This window comes from Bifidobacterium [indicum] DSM 20214 = LMG 11587, assembly GCF_000706765.1.
GTDB lineage: Bacteria > Actinomycetota > Actinomycetes > Actinomycetales > Bifidobacteriaceae > Bombiscardovia > Bombiscardovia coryneformis.
Map to the genome: position 1 here is coordinate 1,221,031 of NZ_CP006018.1, position 20,082 is coordinate 1,241,112.

Here is a 20,082-nt window from a genome sequence, read left to right on the forward strand (position 1 = left end):
AGGAAGGCAATCCATGTCCTTGGAACTTGAAAACGTCCACGAGGAGTGCGGGATCTTCGGGGTCTGGAACCATCCGGACGCAGCCAGGTTGACCTACTTCGGCCTGCATGCCCTCCAGCACCGTGGACAGGAGGGAGCAGGCATCGTCTCAAACGACCAGGGCCACCTGATAGGGCGTCGTGGTCTGGGTCTCCTGACCCAGGTCTTCCCCGATGAGGCCAGCATTTCCGAACTGACCGGGAACAGGGCAATCGGCCATGTGCGCTACGCCACCGCCGGGTCCGCCTCCATAGACAACATCCAGCCCTTCGTCTTCCGGTTCCGCGATGGTGACCTGGCCCTGGCCCATAACGGGAACCTGACCAACTGCCAGAGCCTCAAGAGGCAGCTGGAGGATGAGGGGGCCATCTTCCGTTCCAACTCCGACACCGAGGTGCTCATGCACCTGATTCGTCGCTCACACCACACCGACTTCATGGCCGCTTTGAAAGAGGCACTGGCCCAGGTGCATGGTGGTTTTGCCTACCTCCTCATGACCGGGGACTGCATGATCGGGGCCCTGGATCCCAACGGATTCCGCCCCCTCTCCCTGGGGCAGCTGAGCAACGGGGCCTATGTCCTGGCTTCCGAAACCTGTGCCCTTGACGTGGTCGGAGCCAGACTCATCCGGGACATCCGGCCCGGCGAAATCGTCCGCGTGGATGATTCGGGCTACCGTATCGAGTCGTACACCGACCACACCCAACTGGCCATCTGCTCCATGGAGTTCATCTACTTTGCCCGACCGGACTCCAACATATACGGGGTCAACGTCCACTCGGCCAGGAAGAGGATGGGGGCCAGACTGGCCATGGAATCCCCGGTTGACGCCGACATGGTCATCGGGGTGCCCAACTCGTCCCTCTCAGCGGCCTCAGGGTACGCCGAGGCATCGGGACTGCCGAATGAGATGGGACTGATCAAGAACCAGTATGTGGCCCGGACCTTCATCCAGCCCAGCCAGGAACTGCGGGAACAGGGTGTACGCATGAAGCTGGCAGCCGTCCGCGGCGTCGTGGCCGGCAAACGGGTGGTCGTCATCGATGATTCCATCGTCCGGGGAACCACCTCACACCGAATCGTCCAGCTCCTGCGCGAGGCCGGAGCCAGTGAAGTCCACATGCGTATCGCCTCCCCTCCCCTGAGATACCCCTGCTATTACGGCATCGACATACAACGCACTTCCGAGCTGATCGCCGCCAAGAAGTCGATTGACGAAATCAGGGACTTCATCGGTGCGGACTCCCTGGCCTACCTGAGCCTGGACGGGCTGGTGGAGTCCATAGGCCTGCATGAGGAGGGTCCATATCAGGGACTCTGCGTGGCCTACTTCAACGGGGACTACCCGACCGACCTGGACGACTATGAGGATTCCTTCCTCTCCTCCCTTACCGCCCAGGACAGGGAGGGGCTGTCAGGAACCAAGGGGTCCTATGGGCTGACCATGCCAGTGGACAGAAACCGCCGGGCCATACATCAGACGTCCATGACCACCAATCCTTCCGGAAAGACAGGAGAGCAGAACCATGCCAGGAGCATATGAGCAGGCAGGAGTCAAGGTCGAAGCCGGGTATGAGCTGATTGAGCGAATCAAGTCCCATACCGCCCGCACGGCAAGGCCCGGTGCCGGCCAGATTGGCGGATTCGGCGGCCTCTTCGACCTCTCCTCCCTCGGATACCAGCAACCGGTCCTGGTCTCAGGCACCGATGGGGTCGGAACCAAACTCATGGTGGCCAAGGCGGCGGGGAAGCACGACACCATCGGAATCGATTGCGTGGCCATGTGCGTCAATGACATCATCGCCCAGGGTGCCGAACCGCTCTTCTTCCTGGACTACATCGCCTGCGGGCGCAACGACCCGGTCCTTCTGGAGCAGGTGGTCAAGGGGGTCGCTGATGGGTGCGTGCAGGCCGGAGCCGCCCTGGTAGGCGGCGAAACCGCCGAAATGCCCGACATGTATCAGCCCGACGAGTACGACCTGGCCGGGTTCACAGTGGGTGTGGTCGAGAAGGAACGAATCATTGACGGCAGCGCCATCCGGCCAGGAGATGTGCTGGTGGGCCTGCCCTCCTCCGGCGCCCACTCGAACGGGTTCTCCCTGATTCGCAAGGCGCTCTTCGAGCAGGGTGGTCTGAATCCGGGCGATCGACCCAAGGAACTGGGCGGTCCGACCCTGGCGGAGGAACTCCTCACACCCACCAGAATCTATGTATCGGCACTGAAACCCCTTTTCGAGCAGGGCCTCCTTCATGGCGTCGCCCACATCACCGGCGGCGGATTCGTGGAGAAGGTCCCCCGGATTCTGCCCGCAGGTACGGCGGCCGAGTTCAGGGTCGATTCCTGGACGGTGCCGCCCATCTTCGACATGATCGAACGCTACGGCCAGGTGGACCATATGGAGATGTACAACATCTTCAACATGGGTATCGGCATGGTCCTGGTGGTCGATCCGGACAAGCTTGATGCCCTGCAGACGGCCCTGAATCAGGAACACGAGGACTTTTACCTGATTGGCCAAGTGGTCGAGGACCGGGGCGAGCGGGTCGTTCTGACCCGAGGCGACTGAATCGTCGGAATCGGAAAAGGAGACGGAGAATGTCGGATAGGATTCTGGTCATCGGTTCGGGAGCCAGGGAACATGCCATAGCGGTCACACTCCTGGCCGGGCGGACCGTGAACGAGGTCTTCTGCGCCCCGGGCAATCCAGGTATGGCCCTGGATGGCATCCATCTGGCCGACCTGGACACGACGGACTCGGCGGCAGTAGTGGATTATATCCATCAGCACTCCATCGATTGGGTCTTCGTTGGCCCCGAACAGCCCCTGATCGAAGGCCTGGTCGACCACCTGACCGAGGCCGGTATACGCGCTTTCGGCCCCACCCGGGCTGCCGCGCAGATTGAAGGATCCAAGGACTTCGCCAAGGCCCTGATGAGACGCCATGGGATTCCCACCGCCGCCTACGCCACTTTCGATCGCCTGGAACCGGCACAACAGTACGTACGGGAGCATGGCGCACCGATTGTGGTCAAGGCCGACGGACTGGCTGCCGGCAAGGGGGTGACCGTGGCCATGACCCTGGATCAGGCCCTGGATGCCCTGGAGCAGGTGTTCGTCGACAGGCGTTTCGGTCAGGCCGGGGCCAGGGTGGTCATCGAGGATTACATGAGCGGCCAGGAATGCTCCCTGATGTGCTTCGTCCGGGGCGAGCAGGTCTGGCCCATGCCCCTCGCTCAGGACCACAAGCCCGCCTATGACAATGATAAGGGGCCCAACACGGGGGGAATGGGTGCCTACAGCCCCCTTCCCCAGTTCGGTGATGACCTGGCCGACATGGCCTTGGAGACCATCGTCAAACCTACGGTCAGAGCCATGGTCGAAGAGGGCACACCCTTCACCGGCATCCTCTATACGGGACTGATGGTCACGGACCAGGGCCCCAAGGTGGTCGAGTTCAACGCCAGGATGGGGGACCCCGAGACCGAGGTCGTGCTCCCCCTCCTCACCAGCGACCTGGCCCTCGGCATCAGGACACTGATGGACGGAGGGGAACCGACCTTCACCTGGCGCCGGGATGTGAGTGAGATCTGCGTGGTCCTGGCAGCCGACGGGTATCCCGGACATCCCGACAAGGGTGCCCCGGTACCCCTGGTTGAGCCGCGGGAAGACCTTCAGGCCTATTACGCCGGGGTTGATGGGTCCATCCAGGGCGGACTGACCGCCGCCTCCGGCAGAACCGCCGTGATCCGGGCAAGCGGCCCTGACCTCCGTCAGGCTCAGGAGAGAATCTACGGTCTCCTGGATGACCTGGACACATCCGGCCTCTTCTACCGCCACGACATAGGGCACAGGGGATTGGAAACGCTCTGAAGTCCGTACCCGAGGAACAACAAGGACCCGCCTCCCCGTGAGGGTTGCGGGTCCTGCTGTATTCCCGGAGCCTGATCCTACTGTCCGGAAGAGGTGTGCTTCCCCTCTTGGTCTTCATCCACCTGCTGCCCGGCCTTGGTGGCCTTGGCCTTCTTCGCGGCCTGGGCCTGGGCCTTTTCCCGCGCGGCCTTGGCATCCGATGCCCTGGTGGGCGTGGACATGAAGTCCGTTTCCTTCAGGTACTGCTCCCCGGCCATTATGTCGTACTGAATCAGCCGGTAATCCTCCATCAACTGCTTGGTTCTCTTATCGAACTCCCTGGCATCCATGGGATTGCCCTGGTCATCCAGGTAGTTGGTCTGCCCCTCGGGAATCCTGTCCCATCCCTGAATCTGGTTGGCCACCGGCGGTTCCAGTGCCGAGATCCGCTGATGCAAGGAGGTCAGGAAGGCCACATAGGGCGACACCTTGGTGTCCATGTGCTCGGCGGCCTGGGCCTGGAAGAAGTTCGGCGACGAGTACTGGCTGTTCGGTATCTGCCGCCCCGAGGAGGCCGAGGCCTTGTTGGACCAGATGAAGTAGTCCGTCAGGTGGAGGGCCAGGGAGTTGTTCTTGTCCCAGCTTGCCGTGCCATAGATTCCGGGGAGATGGTCACCGTAGAAGACCACGGTTACGGGTTTTTCCTGCCTGTCCAGAGCATCCAGGAAGTCCTTGGTGGCCTGGTCGGACAGACTGACCCCCTTGGCGTAGGTTCTGATCGAATTCATCTCGTCATCACCCAAAGGCCTTGACGGGTCATCCGTGGAAACCGAGAACTGGTTGTCGTCGTACCAGTCGCTATAGGGCATGTGATTCTGCATCGTGATGATCTCGATGAACTGGTTGCCCTGGTCATCGCCCATTTTCTCCAAGGCGCTGTCATAGGAGGCCTTGTCCGAAGCGTACTGGCTGCGGCCGATTCTCTCCTGGTGGGCGATGTAGTCAGGGCCGGTCAGGGAGTAGAAATGCGAGAATCCGAACTTCTTGTAGTTATCCGCCCTTGAGTACATGGAGGACTCATAGGGGTGGAAGGCCTGCGACTGCGAAGGCTTGGCCCAGGCACGGTTGACGGTCGGTATCCACTGCAGGTGGGGAATCACCTGCTGATAAGGCGAGGTCAGCGAGGGGTCGAAGTTGGCCATGCTCAGGCCGGTCATGGCCTGGAACTCCAGGTTGGCCGTACCGCCGCCGTAGCCGGAGGAGAGCATGAGGCCGCTGGTCGTCTCCCGCTTGATCTGGCGGATGTTGGGCATGGGGTCCTCATTCAGAAGGACTCCGGGCACCCTGGTCGGATCCGAATACGACTCGGAGAGGATGTAGACCAGGGTGGACTCATCGGTATAGGCCGACCTGTCCTGGTTGATCTTCTCGGCTTCCGACCTGTACCGCTTGGCCACGGACTCCATGGTGTCCTTGCTGTACCCGTCGGGCATTTCCATGACCTTGGGCTTGAGCTGCCGGGAGAAGGAGACGAAGACACCGTTGCGCTGGGCGTCATAGACCGAATCCCACATGGAGGGTTTGTCGCCCATCCACTGGGAGACATGATAAGCAGGGCTACCGTAGGTGCCGACCGTTGACATGAAGATCGCAATCACCAGTGTCGGAACCAGAACACCGACCACACGGACCGATGCCCCCAGAGGCTTGTTGCCGGTACGGACCCAACGACCGCGCCCGGCGTCCATACGGGTAAGAAGCCAGCAGATCAGAACCAGCAGGGCCAACGCCACCAGACCGGCCAGAATCTTGATCAGGGCACCGGAGGGTATGAAGGAGACCAGATTACCGGCATCGGCATGGAGGAAATTCAGATCGGACGGAAGAATGACCTCGTACCTGGACTGGACCTTGAGTCGCTCGATGACGGCAATGACGGCAGCCACGGTCACGATGATGCAGGAGGAGACCCAGAACCGGTTGGTCAGGAAAATCAGAGCGGCATAGACCAGACCGATGGCAAGCATGTTGAGGATGAGTACGAAACGGCAATCGGTCCACATGGCGGAGATGAATCCCCAGAACCCGATCAGGGGATTGGAGAGCTCCACCCGGGAGCTGTCCAGGGAGACACCCCACTGCAGGATGCCCACCGTCATGAAGTCCATGCATATGAAAACCAAGGCATAGACCCATGCCTTCGGGGAGAAACGGTCCTTCAAGGCATCCAACCTTGATTGCGGGCGCTCCTGCCGGGTCTGAGAATCCTGGACGGACTCAGAGCTGGCATCTGTTTGACTCACGGGAAACTCCTGACCTCAATACAATTCACAATCTGCACGATGATGGAATCATCGGAAACACCATACCAGGCAATTCTTCACAGCCGATGAGACAATCCGCAGGCAAAAGAGGCTTCACCCGAACCCCTTTCCGGATCCGCACCGGTTCGTCGCGCCTCCACCGGGGCCCCACGCAGGTAGCGAGGCCAGGGTGGCATGTCGGGCACCACCGGACTCAATCGGCGGCGGTGGCAAACTCCTCAATCAGGGCGTCGATCCAATCCTCCAGGGTCTGATACTCGGACGGCATCTGCTCACTGACCCGGACAACGGGAATCTTGGAGGCCATGGACGCCCCCATGATCTGGTCGGTGACGCTGTTGGACTCCTGGGAATTGAAGACCAGAAGGTCCACCTTGGCCTCTCTGAGAAGTTCCTGGAACTGACGGATATCGTCAGGAGACGGCTCGCTCTCGTTGGCCGCCGCCCTCAGGTACCCTTGCGGGGTCAGATCCTCCATGCCCAGGTCCTCGGTCAGGTAGTTGGCCACGGATTCGGTGGCCGCGAACCGCTTCCCCCTGGTGTCCTCCCCCACCTTGGCGATACGCTCCTTGAGCTCGGTCTGTTTCCGGTTCCAGGCCTTATTGAGGCTGTCGAACTGCTTGGATTCCCGGGGCCGCAGCTTCTTGTAAGCCTGGGTGACGGCCTTGGCTGCATCGGACCGGGCCTGGGAGGAGAACCAGATATGCGGATTGTCGCCCGTCCGGTGCCCTGATCGGGCCGCCAGGTCAACGAGCTCCGTCCCATTGGTCTTGGCGGCCTTGGTGGCCCATCCATCCAGCCCGGCCCCGTTGACGATGACCAGGTCGGCCTTGCTGATCATGGCGATATCGGCCGTGGTGGGTTCGTAGTCGTGAGCATCGGTGGAGGTGTTCTTCAGGATGGTCTTCACCTCGACCTGGTCCCCACCCAGCTGTGCGACCAGGGAGGACCACTGGTTGATGCTGGTGACCACGGAAATCGGCCCGGAACCCTGCCCACCCTGCTCGGAGGCACCACAGGCTGCCGTGGAAATCAGAAGGGCCAGGCAGACCAGGGCAGCCACAATGGATGGGAGGGATGAGAGAAGACTGCGTTTGGGCATGGTTGCTCACGGGCTCCTTCTCCGGACCTGTTACATCCGGATAACTTTACTGAGATTGATTATCAATAAGAGTAGCATCCTCCACCCTGTGGACAGTCCCGGTGCCCCGGGCCGACACGCCGACGGCCCGGCCTGTATCACCACGGGATTCGGCCAGGTTCGGAGTAGCGCTACCCGTGAAGAGAACTGGATAGTATTGAAGTTTGCGCCAGGGGAACGTAATGCGGGGGCAAATAGGAGTAAAACAGTCATCAGCAGAGACAGAATTCCACCCCGTTCGGGACGGTCCACACACCGAACGGGACGATGATTTGATTGGAAGGAACCCATGCTCAAGTGGTTGTCTCGGATTCGTCTGACATCAGGGGGACTGCCCACCACCCTGTTCACCCTGACCGCTTTGACGCTGGTGGCCCTGATTGTCATGGCGCTCCTGGACCGCCGCCCCAGGGACCTGCTCCGTCAAGTGGCCGTTGGTCTCATCAGCGGCGCTACTGGACTCCTCCTGGCCTGGCTTGTCTCCGATGTCTTCATGGTCTTCGGGGTATCCCTGGGCTGGATGGTCATCCTGACCGTTGGTCTGGGCTGCCTTGCGGCCGGATTCGCGACCATGGCCCTGATGCACAATCATGGATGGAAACGGGCCCTGGCCGCCCTGACCATCCTTTTCACGGTTCTGTCCGCAGCCCTGCGCATCGACATCATATACGGGGAATACACAACCATCGGGTCCATCTTCAGCGTGCCCATCTACCAGGAACTGAAAGAGTCCTCCCCCAAACAGCCGGTCATGTCGGTTGCGGACTGGCAGGGCCTGGCCTCCAGGGGGGAGACACCACCGCATCCAGCCCGGGGGCAGGCATATACAGTTAGAATCGTCGGCAGCGAGTCCAGCTTCCACGCCCGCCCTGCCGATGTCTATCTGCCACCGGCGGCCTTGAGTCCCAAACCACCCGCACTGCCCGTCTTCGTCCTCCTGGCAGGTCAGCCCGGCAGCCCCGACCGTCTCTTCACCGCCGCGGGCATCCCATCGCTCATGGATTCTTACGCCGCCCGTCACAACGGACTGGCACCCATCGTCGTCTCCCCCGACCAGAACGGATCCTCCACCCACAACAGCCTTTGCGTGGACTCCCCCGTTTACGGAAATGCTGAAGCCTACATGAGCCGAGACGTACCGAACTGGATCAGGGAACACCTGCCAGTCGCCAACCAGCCTTCCATGTGGACCATTGGCGGATTCTCCCAGGGCGGCACCTGCTCCACCCAGCTCGGACCGCGCCACCCCGAAATCTACGGGAACATCCTTCCCGCCGACGGGGAGCTGGAACCCACCCAGGGCAAGCAGGAACAGATGATCCGGGACTACTTCAGCGGCGACCGTTCCAGGTTCCTGGCCCAGGTCCCGACCAAGGCCATCGCCGCCAAAGCGCCGTCCAAGCAGACCCTCTTCACGGCCGCCGGCTCCCAGGACCCCCACTCCCGGCAGAGCATGATGACCATCGCCAAGGCCGCCAAATCCGCTGGAATGACGGTTGAGGTAGTCGTGGCCCAAGGATCGGGCCACGACTGGCATACGGTCAGGACCGCCTGGAGCCCCGGTTTGGAATGGCTGGGAGAACGTATGGGGATGGGCCCCATGGACCGAGCCATCGAAGACCATCCCAATATCACCAGACTGCAGTTGCAGTAATCACCACAGACCATCGGCAGGAACAGGAATCGAAGCGAACATGGAAACAATGCAGCAAGGCCCGAATATGATGGAGAAGTCCGCCCGGGCCGTTCTGGCCCAGGATGCAATCAGGTGGATGAAGCGACATGTTCTTGCCCTGACCTTCACCCTGGTCCTGGTGGCCGTCAATCTCTTTTCATGGCTGATCATATGGTTCCTGGGCATACCCCGTTCCACCCGTATGGGAACCCCCCTGGCCGACCTGATTGCCCGCCAGCACCTGGCGCCCCCGCCCGGGTCCCATGCGCCAGGGCTCCCCCTCCAATTCGCACGACTCCTCATCACCCTCTTCATCACCAGCAATCCCGGGCAGCTGATTGTCGATTCCCTCCTGGTTCTGGTCGTGCTCTGCATCGCGGAAACCCGCCTGGGCAGGCGCAGAACAATCATGGCGTCCCTGATCAGCGCCGTGGGCGGGGCTGTGGTTGGCCTACTGATATGCGCGGGCATCAATGCTCTGGAAGACCACTGGTCCTGGTTCCTTCGCATCCCCATGACCTTGAATCCAATAGCACTGGTCATCGGCGCCCTGATGGCCTCCATCCCCTTCAGCGATTTCCTCTGGCGCAGAAGAATCGGGCTGATCGGATACACGGCCCTTATCCTCCTGGTCCTCTACACCGGCAATCCAGGCGTTTACTGCACCCTGGCCGCGGCCCTGATCGGCCACCTGGTCGGCCACATCTGGCACGGCCCCGTCAAGGATGCCGATCTGCCGGGCAAGAGCGGAGCCTATGAGACCAGACACCTCCTCGGAGCCATTTCCACGGTCCTCGCGCTCGGCCCCCTAGTAACCGTCTCATCCAAGGTCAGGGCGGGGTTCTTCACCCCCCTGGGCATGTTCCTGAGTCCGAACCATGCCACCAGTACCAGCCTGGCACGCTGCCTGTCCAGGGACAACCAGGCCAGCTGCTATGCCCAGTATGGGTTCACACCAAACCACACCATCGGTGGAGCCCTGCTGACCCTGCTTATGCCGACCCTGGTCATGCTGGCCATTTCCTGGGGCATCTACCACGGTCGGCGGGTGGCGGCCGCCGCAAGCCTGGCTTTGAATGGTCTGACCGTGGTGCTCGCCCTGCTCTACTATCTGGTCTTCCCCATGACCATCGGCGACGGATTGCCCCAGGCCATCAGGCACGGAGCCGTCCCGTCCCTCCTGGTCATCGCCCTCCCCCCACTGGTTTTCTGCCTCTTCATCATCCGCAACATGCATGTCTTCCTGGTGCGCACCATACCCTCCCGTATCCGCACCGGCTGGGTGGCGATCCTGGTGGGATTCGTGACCACGGCAGTCGGGTACATCGCCTTCGCCACGGCGAGCCCCTGGTCCTTCCGGCCCAGGGCAACCCTGAACACGGTCATGTCCGAACTGCCTGAGCTCTACCTCCCCAACGGCATTGCCGGACGGTTCCGCCCCTTCATGGTTCCCCGGACGCTGACCAGCCTGGTGGTCAGCGATGCGGTCGGATTCATCTTCTGGATGGTCTTCCTGGTGGTCCTCCTGGCCTGGATGCGTTCCTCCGTCATCCAGAATGAGAGCGAGCGCCTACGGGCCGGCGCCCTGGTCCAGACCGGCGGTGAAAGCATGTCGTTCATGACCACCTGGGAGGGCAACAACTACTGGTTCTCACCCACCGGCCGGTCGGCAATCGCCTACCGGGTCATGCACGGCATCGCCCTGACCACCACCGGCCCCTTCGGCGACCCGGACGAATTCATGACGGATCTGGATGACTTCTCCCGGTACTGCTCCGAGCACTCCTGGTCCCCGGTCTTCTACAGCGTCCACAAGCCCCAGCGGGACCAGCTGGCCCTCCGGGGCTGGTCCACCCTGAAAGTGGGCTCGGAGATGGTCGTCACCCCCAGCCTGTGGCAGACCCGAGGAAAGAAATGGCAGGATATCCGCACCGCCATCAACAAGGCCAAGCGGGACAATATCACCGACGTGCTGACCACCTTCAACGACGCACCCTGGGATGTCCAGTCCCAGATCGTGGATATATCCGAACAGTGGGCAGAGCTCAAGGCCCTACCCGAAATGAAGTTCACCCTGGGCGGTCTGGACGAGCTCCGAGACTCCCGCATGGCCATCCTCTATGCGATCGACGCCGAAGGAACGGTCCTCGGGGTGACCAGCTGGATGCCCACCTACCGGCAGGGGCAGATCATCGGATGGACCTTGGATTTCATGCGGCACCGGACCGACAGCCCCAACGGAATCATGGAGTTCCTCATAGCCCGCATGGCCGAAAGGCTGCGCGACCAGGGCACCGTCGAATTCATGAGCCTCTCGGCTGCACCACTGGCCGGAATGGACCCCGACCAGGACGAGGCACCAGGCAACACCGAGTTCCTCCAGCACGTTCTGGGCATGGTGGCCGATTTGATGGAGCCTGCCTACGGGTTCCACTCACTCTTCTTCTTCAAGAAGAAGTTCCAACCGGCTGAACATCCTGTCTACATCTGCTACCCCGATCCCGCCCAGCTGGCACAGATCGGGCTGTCGGTACTCCAGGCCTATCTGCCCGATCTCAAGGCATCCCAGGCACTGGATGCCCTGAAGTCCATCATGCCCAGCAGCTCCTCCAAAGAGAGGGCCGGAAGCAGGGAGCCGGATACCGGGCAACCCGGAGAAACCGACAGGGAAAACGACCAACCGGACCACCCGGCCGCCTGAGGCCAGACCACCGATTCACTGCTCGACCGGGGCGGCCTGACAATCGCCGCAGAGGCCATAGACCTCAAGGGTATGGGACGAGACCGTGAAGCCGTATGCCTGCGCCACCGAGTCGAGCCACCCCCCATCCGGGGGCGTGATCTCGACGGTCCTTCCACATGATTCACAGACCAGATGATGGTGATGGCGGCGTTGCGCTGCACAGATCCGGTACAGACGCACTCCGCCGTGTTCTATACAGTCAAGGTTCCCCGAAAGGTGAAGGGCACTGAGTTGCCGATATACAGTGGCCAGACCGATATGGCTCCCTGAATCGTTCAGGACCGTATACAGGTCCTGGGCCGAAACGAAATCATCCTGCGCGCGCAGGGCCTGCCAGACGGCGTCCTTCTGCCTGGTCTTCCTGGAAGCACTGGTGGTCATCGTTCAGAGCCCTCCTTAAGCCATTCCACCCTACAGCACCCCGACTAAAGGGGTAAGTGGTTTCGGCTCAGCGCAGGTCATCCCAGCAGCCGGAGGCTTCCAGGTCCCGAGCCGTGGCCCGGGGATCATCGGTGAGGACGGTCAGATGCCCCATCTTCCGGTCGGTCCGCACCTCGGCCTTGCCATAGTCGTGCAGGTTCCACTCAGGATGATCTGTAAGCTGCCCCAGGACCGGCCTTACATGCTGCCCCAGGATATTGACCATAACGGCAGGACTGAGCAGACGTGGCTGAGCCAGGGGCCATCCGGCGATACCTCGGATGTGGGCATCGAACTGATCCAGGGAGCAGGCCTCGATGGTGTAGTGACCGGAATTGTGGGGACGGGGGGCCATCTCGTTGACCACCAGGCCTCCGTCCGGCATCACGAAGAGTTCTATGGCCAGGGTGCCGGCCAGCCTGAATCCTTCAGCCAGCCTCAGGGCCAGTCGTCCGGCCTCCTCCTCGATCTCCCGGCCGGCCCCGGCCGGTGCCAGGGTCATGTGCAGGATGTTGTGTCGGTGGTCATTGCGAACCATCGGGAAGGTCACATATTGGCTTCCGTTGCCGGTCACCAGGACCGAGGCCTCAAAGGAGAAATCGACGAACCCCTCCAAAATAGAGGGCGGGAACCCCACCCCCCTTGCTGTGTCCTGTCTGGTCCGCTCGGCCACCTGCCACAGGTCGTCCGCCGACCGCAGGACCATCTGCCCGTGGCCGTCATAGCCACCAGTGCGCGTCTTGAGCACGGTCGGGTAACCCAACTCATCCAAGGCCTTCTCCAGGTCGTCCATCCCATCGACCTGTCTCCAGGGCGCTGTTGCAAACCCGTGCCGGTTGACGAAGGTCTTTTCGTGGACCCTGTCCTGGGTGACCCGCAAAAGCTCGGTCCCCTGGGGAATGGCCACCTGGTCCCGGACCCCGTCCAGGGCCTCGGCGTCAACATTCTCGAACTCGTAGGTCAGGACATCACTACGCTCCGCCAGCCGACGGATTGCATCCCGATCGTCATAGTCGGCCGTGATCTGAAAATCAGCCACCTGCCCCACCGGACAGTCGGGCATAGGGTCCAGCACGCCGATGCGGAATCCGCGATACCTGGCGCTCAGAGCCATCATCCGCCCCAGTTGACCACCCCCGACGATGCCGATGACCGCGCCGGGTTCCAAATGATCGATACGCCCCGCCGTTTCCTCAGACAAGCTCGGCATTCGACTCCTCCACCTTCTTGGCGAGTCCTTCGCGATAATCCGCTAGGTCCGCCGCCAAACCCTCGTCCGTTGTGGACAGGATACTGACGGCCAGCAGGCCGGCATTGGTGGCTCCCGCCTTGCCGATGGCGGTGGTGGCCACAGGAATCCCGGAGGGCATCTGAACAATGGAGAGAAGGGAATCCACGCCACTCAGAGCACGTGACTGAACGGGTACCCCAATGACCGGCAGGGTGGTTTGGGCAGCCAACATACCAGGCAGGTGGGCGGCACCCCCCGCTCCGGCGATGACGACCCTGATGCCTTTGGACCGAGCCTCATGGGCGAAGTCCGCCATGAGTCCCGGCGTCCGGTGAGCCGAAATGACCTGCTTCATGTAGGGGACCTGGAACCTGTCCAGAACCGCGCATGCCTCCCGCATCGTCTCCCAATCGCTGGATGACCCCATCACCACTGCAACCAAGGCCTTATCGTCGTCTGTATCAACCATTCGGATCTCCCTCGCTCGGCAGTTTCGATAGTACCCATCCCCGGAGAGATTCCCGTTGAAAAACAGGCCGAATCGCCCAGTTCATCGACCAACCGGAACTCCTGCCATGCGAATCGTGTCAGTCTGATGGATGTTAGGGCCGGGCATCGTGAACATATGGGGTTCTGGAAGACATCGCATCACCCAGCCGATAGAATCGTTGCCGCATCGTGTTGGTCGTGGTCTACGGACCGGAAGGACGGGAAAGCTGACAGGCATGGGTACACTTCTCGATGGAATCGACTCCCCTCAGGACCTGAAAAACCTGACCGGGGATGAACTGGACCGCCTGGCCCAGGAAATCCGTACCCTGCTCATCGATTACTGCAGACGATACGGGGGGCACCTCGGATCCAATCTGGCCGTCGTGGAGGCCACCATCGCCCTGCACAGGGTTTTTGACCTGCCCCATGATCATCTGGTCTTCGACGTCTCCCACCAGGCCTACACCCACAAGATCCTGACCGGTCGGAAGCAGGCCTTCACCAACCCTGAGCGCTTTGGCGGCGTCTCCGGCTTCACATCCCCGGAGGAAAGCGAATACGACGACTTCGTTCTTGGACACACCGGAACCTCCATCTCCCTGGCCTGTGGCCTGGCCAAGACCCGAGACCTTGCGGGAGGCACGGGGAACGTCATCGCCTTCATAGGAGACGGCGCCTTGAGCAGCGGCCCGGCCTTTGAAGGCCTGAACTGGGCGGCCGAACAGGGCGGCAACCTGATCATCGTGGTCAACGACAACGAAATGTCCATCGCCGAGAACCACGGCGGACTCTACCGGTCATTGGCCGCCCTGCGGGCCACCGGCGGCCAATCCGAGCGAAATCCCTTCCGGGATCTCAACCTGGACTATCGATATGTGGAGGAGGGCAATTCCATAGGCCCCCTGGTACAGGCCTTCTCGGAAATCAAGGACATCGACCATCCGGTGGTGGTCCATATCCACACCCGCAAGGGGCTCGGACTCGGACAGGGCAGGAGCGAAGAACCCGGAGCCGGGGCGGATGAACCCACCCTGCCGGCACTGCCGGCCGAGGGACAGGTGGAGGCCAACCACTGGCAGAACGGCATCAAGGCCAACAGCAAGGCAGCCAATTCCCGTAAGGTCTACGGGAGAATGGCCATGCAGGCCCTCCAGCCCCGCTTCCAGAACGAACCCGGACTGGTGGTTATCTCCCCCGCAACCCCCCTGTCCAACGGCATCGATCCCGAATTCCGCAGCGAGGCGGGGCGGCATTATCTGGATGTCGGTATCGCCGAATCACACGCCGTGGCCTTCGCGGCCGGGCTGGCCAAGGCTGGCGGAACCCCCGTCGTAGCGACCTCATCCACCTTCTTCCAGCGGGCCTATGACCAAATCGAGCAAGAGATGGCCATCAATGGGAGCGCCATCACCCTGCTGAACTTCTCCACCGGAATATCCGGGACCGATGCAACCCACTCGGGCGCCAGCGACATCGCCATGATGAACTCCATCCCCGGACTGACCTGCCTGGCGCCCGGGAGCGGCGACGACTTCCTCCGGATGCTGGCCTGGGCCACCGGCCCCGCCCGCCGTCCTGTCGTCATTCGAGTGCCAGGAGAACGCATCCTAGCCTCCGAACGTGCGGCCGGACTGCCCGATACCCTGGAGGGTCGGCTGTCCATGGAACCCGGGATGGCTCCAGATTCCAACCACTCCGGAACCGGCACTGATTCCCAGGACCCGTGGAACTCCTACGGAATCGTGCGAAAGGGCAATACCGTGGCAATCCTGGGGCTGGGCGACATGCTTCCCCAAGCCTGCCGGGTCGCCGATTCCCTCCGGGAGCGGGCCGGCATCAATGCGACGGTCATGGATCCCCATCAGTATTCGCATCCTGACTTGACCACCCTGCAAGCACTGGACCGGAACCACCGTCTGGTGGTGACCATGGAAGACGGGCAGCTCCTGGGCGGATGGGGACAAGGAATCGCTGCCAGCTGCGAGTCCAACACCATCCAAGTCCTCACCTTCGGCGCCGACAAGGAAATCAATGACCGGGTGCCCTTGACCATCTTGAATCAGCGGTACGGGTTGAACACAGAGGTTATGACCGATTCCATCATCTCGGCGCTACAAGGCAGGGACTAGTACACGCCATTGGGCCCAACACCGGCCGTCGACCGGTAACTCGCCGGGCTGGGCCTATGGGTACAATGGTAGCGTTTGGCCCCGTAGCTCAGCTGGATAGAGCAACTGACTTCTAATCTGTAGGTCGCCGGTTCGAATCCGGCCGGGGTCACCAGCCAAAACCCCTACCCCCATTGGAAAGTGGGGGTTTACTTTTTGACCGCCAACATCAAAAACACCCCCATTGTGTGTGCCATGTGTGTGCCATCTTTTTGCGGCGGGAGGGGGGGGGGCTAAACCTGGGGCCCATCCCTCCATTCCAGGTCCCCAACCTCGCCCTCCCTAGCCCCGTACCAGACGGAAGCGATATCCGTCTTCACCTACTGGTGCAGTCCGGCCAGGCGCTCGCGATCCTGCCCGCTCTGCCCTGGTCAGTCGAACCAGTCACATTAAAACGCAATCATCGATACGCGATTACGCTGTCATCGCTCATGAAACCCGCAAGAGTCCATGTGCGCCCTTTTCGGCCAGGCTCATTGCATGATTGACCATGGGGTAGTCACCCGGCTGGTCAACCCTGAATTCCACGAAGCCGCCCTGGGCGGGCAAGAGGGGCAGGACCTGGGCCCCGGCAGAGGCCGATACTGATGGGTCTGCAGCAGCCGTTCCGCCAATCAGATAACGCCCCTCGGTCCAAACCGTATCGAACTGGGTACCGACCACATGAAAGGCCAGGGGCTGATTGGGACCGGCATCCAGCACCCATATGCGGACCCGTTCGCCAGCCTTGAGCCCGAGCGGGTGGGCGTCATATTGGAATGCCCGACCATTGAAGGCCATGATGTCGGGGTTCATGGACACCACCTTGACGGAATCGGCCGTTCCGCCCTTGGCGCCCAGATATGTTTCCGACTGGACCAGGACATACTCGGCATCAACGGCTGGCAGGGTGCCATCATCCACGACCACCGCCCCATACATACCGTTGGCTATGTGGTTGGACATGGGTTCACTGCTGCAGTGGTACATCCAAATGCCCGCACGCTCTGCCTTGAAGGTGTACCGAAGGTCCTTGCCGGGTTCGATGTTGCGCATCATGACCTGCGGCACAGCCGGACCGGCATGGAAATCGATGGAGTGGCTCATACTGCCCTTGTTTCGAACGGTCACTTCAAAGGTGTCGCCCACATGCCCCCTGAGTACCGGTCCCTGGGCGCGGGGGCGCGAATCCGAATCACGTGGGTCATCGGCGTCATCGAAGCTCCACACAGTCCGTTCGAGCCCGGGAGCCACCTTTTCCTTGCGCTCCTTGATGTCCAATACATATTGCCGGACTCCCGCCCGGTTTCCGTCCTTCAGGGGCGGAAGGGCCGCTGATGCGGGATTGGACTTCTCAGCCTGGGCCTTGAGCTTGGCGGCTGTCGGAACGGAATAGTCCGCAACATCACCAGACCCCATCGCCGCCATACCCTCCATGTGGTGGTCGCCGGCCGTGGATGCCGCCCCCTTGGCCCTGACCTTCAGCTCCATACCCATTTGACGGTGCCCCGCCAGGGAGCACCAGCCAAGGGTATCGGCCCCGATTACGCCAACATCGATACGCGCGGCCCCATCGACAGGAACCACACCCGTCTCCTTACCGTTCGCAAAAACCAGATCATGCCTTTGGTCGCCGGTGTTGCGGAAGTCTACGACCAGACGGTCGCCTGCCGGCACGGTGATTGAGTCAGGAACGAAAGCCATACCCTTCACCCCCACCGTCACCTGGGTGACATGTCCGGTGGGTTTGACGTTTTCCGCCGGCATCACGCCGTATTCCACCGCGTGGACAGAACTGTTCCCGATACCGGATGTGTCTCCTGCCGACTTGACCAGCCCGGGACGAATCACCATCAGAACCATTCCAGCGACCAGGAGCAGGACGGTAATGGCGGTAAGGACCAAATCGTTGCGCAGCACAATCGCCTCGGGCATTCCGTCTACCGAATCCTCACCCTGCCGGCGGTGCTGCCGCTTGGATGCCAGAATCCGTTTCCCGCAGGCGGCCAGGTAGACCACGGTCATCATCATGGCCAGCATCCCCACAACATTCAGGGCATTCCCCACCTTCCACATGGGCGCGAAGAGCCGAATGGTACCCAGGAGCCGAATGAGGAGTCCGGCCTGCATGAATCCCCAGGCCACCCAGAGCAATGGGTGGAAGGGCAGGGGCCTGCGGATGACCGAGGGGACGATCATACACACGTGGGCGATGACCATGGTCAGGATGAACCCTATGGCCAGGGCATGCAGAGCCATGTCTCCCCAATAGGTCTGCGAATCCAACGGGGCGACCATCCAGATCAGAGCCGCCAGCAGACCCCATCCGTAGGCGGACATCATGCAGGTTCCCATGAATCCAGGCAGTCCACCATGTCGGAAGGTGGTTTTGGCCACATCGTGACCAGCCATAACCAGAAGAAGCAGGGCCAGGGACAATCCCAGAAGCGGATACCCAACCTGGGGAGCCATACACTGGGCAGGCAACATCAGCACCAGCAGGAGGCTCAAACCGAGTATCCCCGATTCCAGACGAACACTCGAAAAAGCGGCCCTGGCCAGTTCAACCCGCTCCCCCACTATGGTCAGTACCAGGAAGAGCAACCAGGAGGGAGAAAGAACGGCGGAGTCCAATCCAGCCACCCAACCGGCGGCCCCGACCAGACCCAACAAGGACGCAAGCGTTTGCATCAGCACTTCAGCCGATGCCTGACGGCACCATATGGCCGCATACACAGCCGTCAAGGCCAACATGGACAGGGTCCAGGGAATACCTGCCAAGAGCTCAATCCTGAGAACCCCGGACTGGGCACCCAGAGCGGAAGCCACCAGGACCATGATGCCCAGGAGCGATCCAAGCAGACCCATGGCCGGAGCCAGGAATCCCCAGCGCGGCTTGCCGGGACCGCCAGAGCGAAAGGCCACTGCCCGTTCCAGGCCTATGGCCGAGCCCAGAAACCCGTAGACCATCAAGCCTCCATGCAGGTCAGCCAGGGGGACCCTGCCGGAGGGATGAATCAGGTCGGCACGAATCAGCGCCGCAACCAGACCGAGAAGGGCCGCCAGTCCCGCACCGACCAGGAGAGCAATCCTTGCTTTGGGCAGGGCAGCCTTGTCTCCGGTCCTGCGCGTCGTCTTGTCATCCTGCATGGAATCGACCACCTTGCCGTGGTTTCATATTTAATTGGATAGTTATACAATTTAATCGATGAGTCAGGAAATTCAAACCCCTTCCAGCGGAAACGAGACCCCCGCCAAACGACGAAACGGGGAAGCTCTGCGTTCCGCAATCCTCGACCGCATTCAGGGGGAAACCCGCTCCGGCGCCCCGGGCCTCTCCGCATATCAAGTCGGGATGATCTTCGGCATCCATCCGACAACAGCCCGCTTCCATCTCGAACATCTGGTGAAGCAGGGCAGGTTGATTCGCCACCAAGCGGAGACCGCCGGAGCGAATTCTCCGAACAGCCACAAGAGCGGCCGCGGAAGGCCGAGTATCATCTACACTCCGGCAGACCAGGAGCAGGCAAGGGAGGACATGATTGCCTCGCTCTGCATAGCCCTGGAATCATCCATCGCCGACCCTCAGGCCAGAGTCGAGTCCGCCCTTGAAGCAGGGAGAACCTGGGGCCGGCACCTGTCCAATCGGGAACACCGATCAGCCGGCGGATCTTCACCGTCAAACCCTTCCGGACCGCCACTGAACGTCCTGGAGAACCTGGGGTTCAGGCCGGAACCCATCGGAGAAGATCAACGAAGCTGCTATCTGACGGCCTGCCCCTTCATGGATGACGCCCTAGCCCACCCCATCATCTGCACCATCCACCTGGGCATGATCCAGGGGATCATGGCAGGCAGGGGACTTCGGACAAGGACCCGATTGGAGCCCTTCGCCTCCCCGAAAGGATGCCTCCTGGAGGTGCAGACTTCCAACAAGGCCATCGACAAGGATTGAGACGTCGAACCGGACCCGTCCACGGTCATTCCGGGCACTCCGGTTTACTGCGTCCTTGAACCGAC

General features: G+C 61.5%; 13 protein-coding genes and 1 tRNA gene. 8 read left to right on the top strand and 6 right to left on the bottom strand.

All coding sequences use genetic code 11. From position 1 onward, the window contains the following. Positions 1 to 13: 13 nt before the first annotated feature. Genes purF through purD form a run of 3 tightly spaced genes read left to right on the top strand, consistent with a single transcriptional unit; the run spans position 14 to position 3,910 of the window. Positions 14 to 1,582: an amidophosphoribosyltransferase gene (purF, locus tag BINDI_RS04830; RefSeq protein ID WP_081830800.1), complete on the top strand. Its 1,569-nt coding sequence runs from the start codon at positions 14 to 16 to the stop codon at positions 1,580 to 1,582. Then, positions 1,566 to 2,606, top strand: coding sequence for a phosphoribosylformylglycinamidine cyclo-ligase (purM, locus tag BINDI_RS04835; protein ID WP_033490457.1), 1,041 nt, complete (start codon positions 1,566 to 1,568; stop codon positions 2,604 to 2,606). The genes purF and purM overlap by 17 nt, the downstream gene beginning before the upstream one ends. Positions 2,607 to 2,635: 29 nt before the next feature. After that, positions 2,636 to 3,910, top strand: a complete 1,275-nt coding sequence (purD, locus tag BINDI_RS04840; RefSeq protein WP_033490459.1) for a phosphoribosylamine--glycine ligase — start codon at positions 2,636 to 2,638, stop codon at positions 3,908 to 3,910. 77 nt (positions 3,911 to 3,987) lie between these two features. On the opposite strand, the gene BINDI_RS04845 is transcribed toward purD, so the two are convergent. Together BINDI_RS04845 and BINDI_RS04850 are read right to left on the bottom strand one after the other, a co-directional pair. Continuing rightward, on the bottom strand, positions 3,988 to 6,192 hold the full coding sequence (locus BINDI_RS04845; RefSeq protein ID WP_033490461.1) for an alkaline phosphatase family protein: 2,205 nt from the start codon (positions 6,190 to 6,192) through the stop codon (positions 3,988 to 3,990). A gap of 214 nt (positions 6,193 to 6,406) precedes the next feature. Next, complete coding sequence (locus BINDI_RS04850) at positions 6,407 to 7,315, bottom strand: metal ABC transporter solute-binding protein, Zn/Mn family (protein WP_033490463.1); 909 nt, start codon at positions 7,313 to 7,315, stop codon at positions 6,407 to 6,409. Positions 7,316 to 7,643: 328 nt separating this feature from the next. On the opposite strand from BINDI_RS04850, the gene BINDI_RS04855 reads away from it, so the two are divergent. Further along, entirely contained in the window at positions 7,644 to 9,008 is a 1,365-nt protein-coding gene (locus BINDI_RS04855) for an alpha/beta hydrolase (protein ID WP_033490465.1), read from the top strand. Between the two features lie 49 nt (positions 9,009 to 9,057). Beyond that, the gene (locus BINDI_RS04860; protein WP_237742931.1) at positions 9,058 to 11,730 is read left to right on the top strand and encodes a bifunctional lysylphosphatidylglycerol flippase/synthetase MprF; all 2,673 of its coding nucleotides are present in this window, start codon (positions 9,058 to 9,060) and stop codon (positions 11,728 to 11,730) included. Positions 11,731 to 11,745: 15 nt separating this feature from the next. Here the strand turns inward: BINDI_RS04860 and BINDI_RS04865 are convergent, their stop codons facing one another. From BINDI_RS04865 to purE, 3 genes are all read right to left on the bottom strand, one after another. Then, positions 11,746 to 12,153 carry a Fur family transcriptional regulator gene (locus BINDI_RS04865; RefSeq protein ID WP_033490467.1) on the bottom strand — a complete coding sequence of 136 codons (408 nt, stop codon included), beginning with the start codon at positions 12,151 to 12,153 and terminating at the stop codon, positions 11,746 to 11,748. Between the two features lie 67 nt (positions 12,154 to 12,220). Beyond that, positions 12,221 to 13,402: a 5-(carboxyamino)imidazole ribonucleotide synthase gene (gene purK, locus BINDI_RS04870; RefSeq protein ID WP_033490469.1), complete on the bottom strand. Its 1,182-nt coding sequence runs from the start codon at positions 13,400 to 13,402 to the stop codon at positions 12,221 to 12,223. Further along, complete coding sequence (gene purE / locus BINDI_RS04875) at positions 13,386 to 13,892, bottom strand: 5-(carboxyamino)imidazole ribonucleotide mutase (protein ID WP_033490471.1); 507 nt, start codon at positions 13,890 to 13,892, stop codon at positions 13,386 to 13,388. The genes purK and purE overlap by 17 nt, the downstream gene beginning before the upstream one ends. 256 nt (positions 13,893 to 14,148) lie before the next feature. Here purE and BINDI_RS04880 point away from each other — a divergent pair, with 256 nt between their 5' ends. Then, positions 14,149 to 16,044 (top strand): 1-deoxy-D-xylulose-5-phosphate synthase, encoded by a 1,896-nt coding sequence (locus BINDI_RS04880; protein ID WP_033490473.1) that lies wholly within the window; start codon positions 14,149 to 14,151, stop codon positions 16,042 to 16,044. Between the two features lie 77 nt (positions 16,045 to 16,121). After that, positions 16,122 to 16,198 (top strand) — tRNA-Arg (locus BINDI_RS04885). Positions 16,199 to 16,512: 314 nt separating this feature from the next. On the opposite strand, the gene BINDI_RS07475 is transcribed toward BINDI_RS04885, so the two are convergent. Then, the gene (locus tag BINDI_RS07475) at positions 16,513 to 19,212 is read right to left on the bottom strand and encodes a DUF8744 domain-containing protein (RefSeq protein ID WP_052108822.1); all 2,700 of its coding nucleotides are present in this window, start codon (positions 19,210 to 19,212) and stop codon (positions 16,513 to 16,515) included. A gap of 58 nt (positions 19,213 to 19,270) precedes the next feature. On the opposite strand from BINDI_RS07475, the gene BINDI_RS04895 reads away from it, so the two are divergent. After that, a complete protein-coding gene (locus BINDI_RS04895) occupies positions 19,271 to 20,017 on the top strand; it encodes a helix-turn-helix transcriptional regulator (protein WP_033490475.1) in 747 nt (248 codons plus the stop codon). Positions 20,018 to 20,082 lie beyond the last annotated feature (65 nt).

What these genes read in the sequence shown, in the direction of transcription:
- purF (WP_081830800.1), top strand. Translation starts at nt 14, where the DNA reads ATGTCCTTGGAACTTGAAAACGTCCACGAGGAGTGCGGGATCTTCGGG.
- purM (WP_033490457.1), top strand. Translation starts at nt 1,566, where the DNA reads ATGCCAGGAGCATATGAGCAGGCAGGAGTCAAGGTCGAAGCCGGGTAT.
- purD (WP_033490459.1), top strand. Translation starts at nt 2,636, where the DNA reads ATGTCGGATAGGATTCTGGTCATCGGTTCGGGAGCCAGGGAACATGCC.
- BINDI_RS04850 (WP_033490463.1), bottom strand. Translation starts at nt 7,315, where the DNA reads ATGCCCAAACGCAGTCTTCTCTCATCCCTCCCATCCATTGTGGCTGCC.
- BINDI_RS04855 (WP_033490465.1), top strand. Translation starts at nt 7,644, where the DNA reads ATGCTCAAGTGGTTGTCTCGGATTCGTCTGACATCAGGGGGACTGCCC.
- BINDI_RS04860 (WP_237742931.1), top strand. Translation starts at nt 9,058, where the DNA reads ATGCAGCAAGGCCCGAATATGATGGAGAAGTCCGCCCGGGCCGTTCTG.
- BINDI_RS04865 (WP_033490467.1), bottom strand. Translation starts at nt 12,153, where the DNA reads ATGACCACCAGTGCTTCCAGGAAGACCAGGCAGAAGGACGCCGTCTGG.
- purK (WP_033490469.1), bottom strand. Translation starts at nt 13,402, where the DNA reads ATGCCGAGCTTGTCTGAGGAAACGGCGGGGCGTATCGATCATTTGGAA.
- purE (WP_033490471.1), bottom strand. Translation starts at nt 13,892, where the DNA reads ATGGTTGATACAGACGACGATAAGGCCTTGGTTGCAGTGGTGATGGGG.
- BINDI_RS04880 (WP_033490473.1), top strand. Translation starts at nt 14,149, where the DNA reads ATGGGTACACTTCTCGATGGAATCGACTCCCCTCAGGACCTGAAAAAC.
- BINDI_RS07475 (WP_052108822.1), bottom strand. Translation starts at nt 19,212, where the DNA reads ATGCAGGATGACAAGACGACGCGCAGGACCGGAGACAAGGCTGCCCTG.
- BINDI_RS04895 (WP_033490475.1), top strand. Translation starts at nt 19,271, where the DNA reads ATGAGTCAGGAAATTCAAACCCCTTCCAGCGGAAACGAGACCCCCGCC.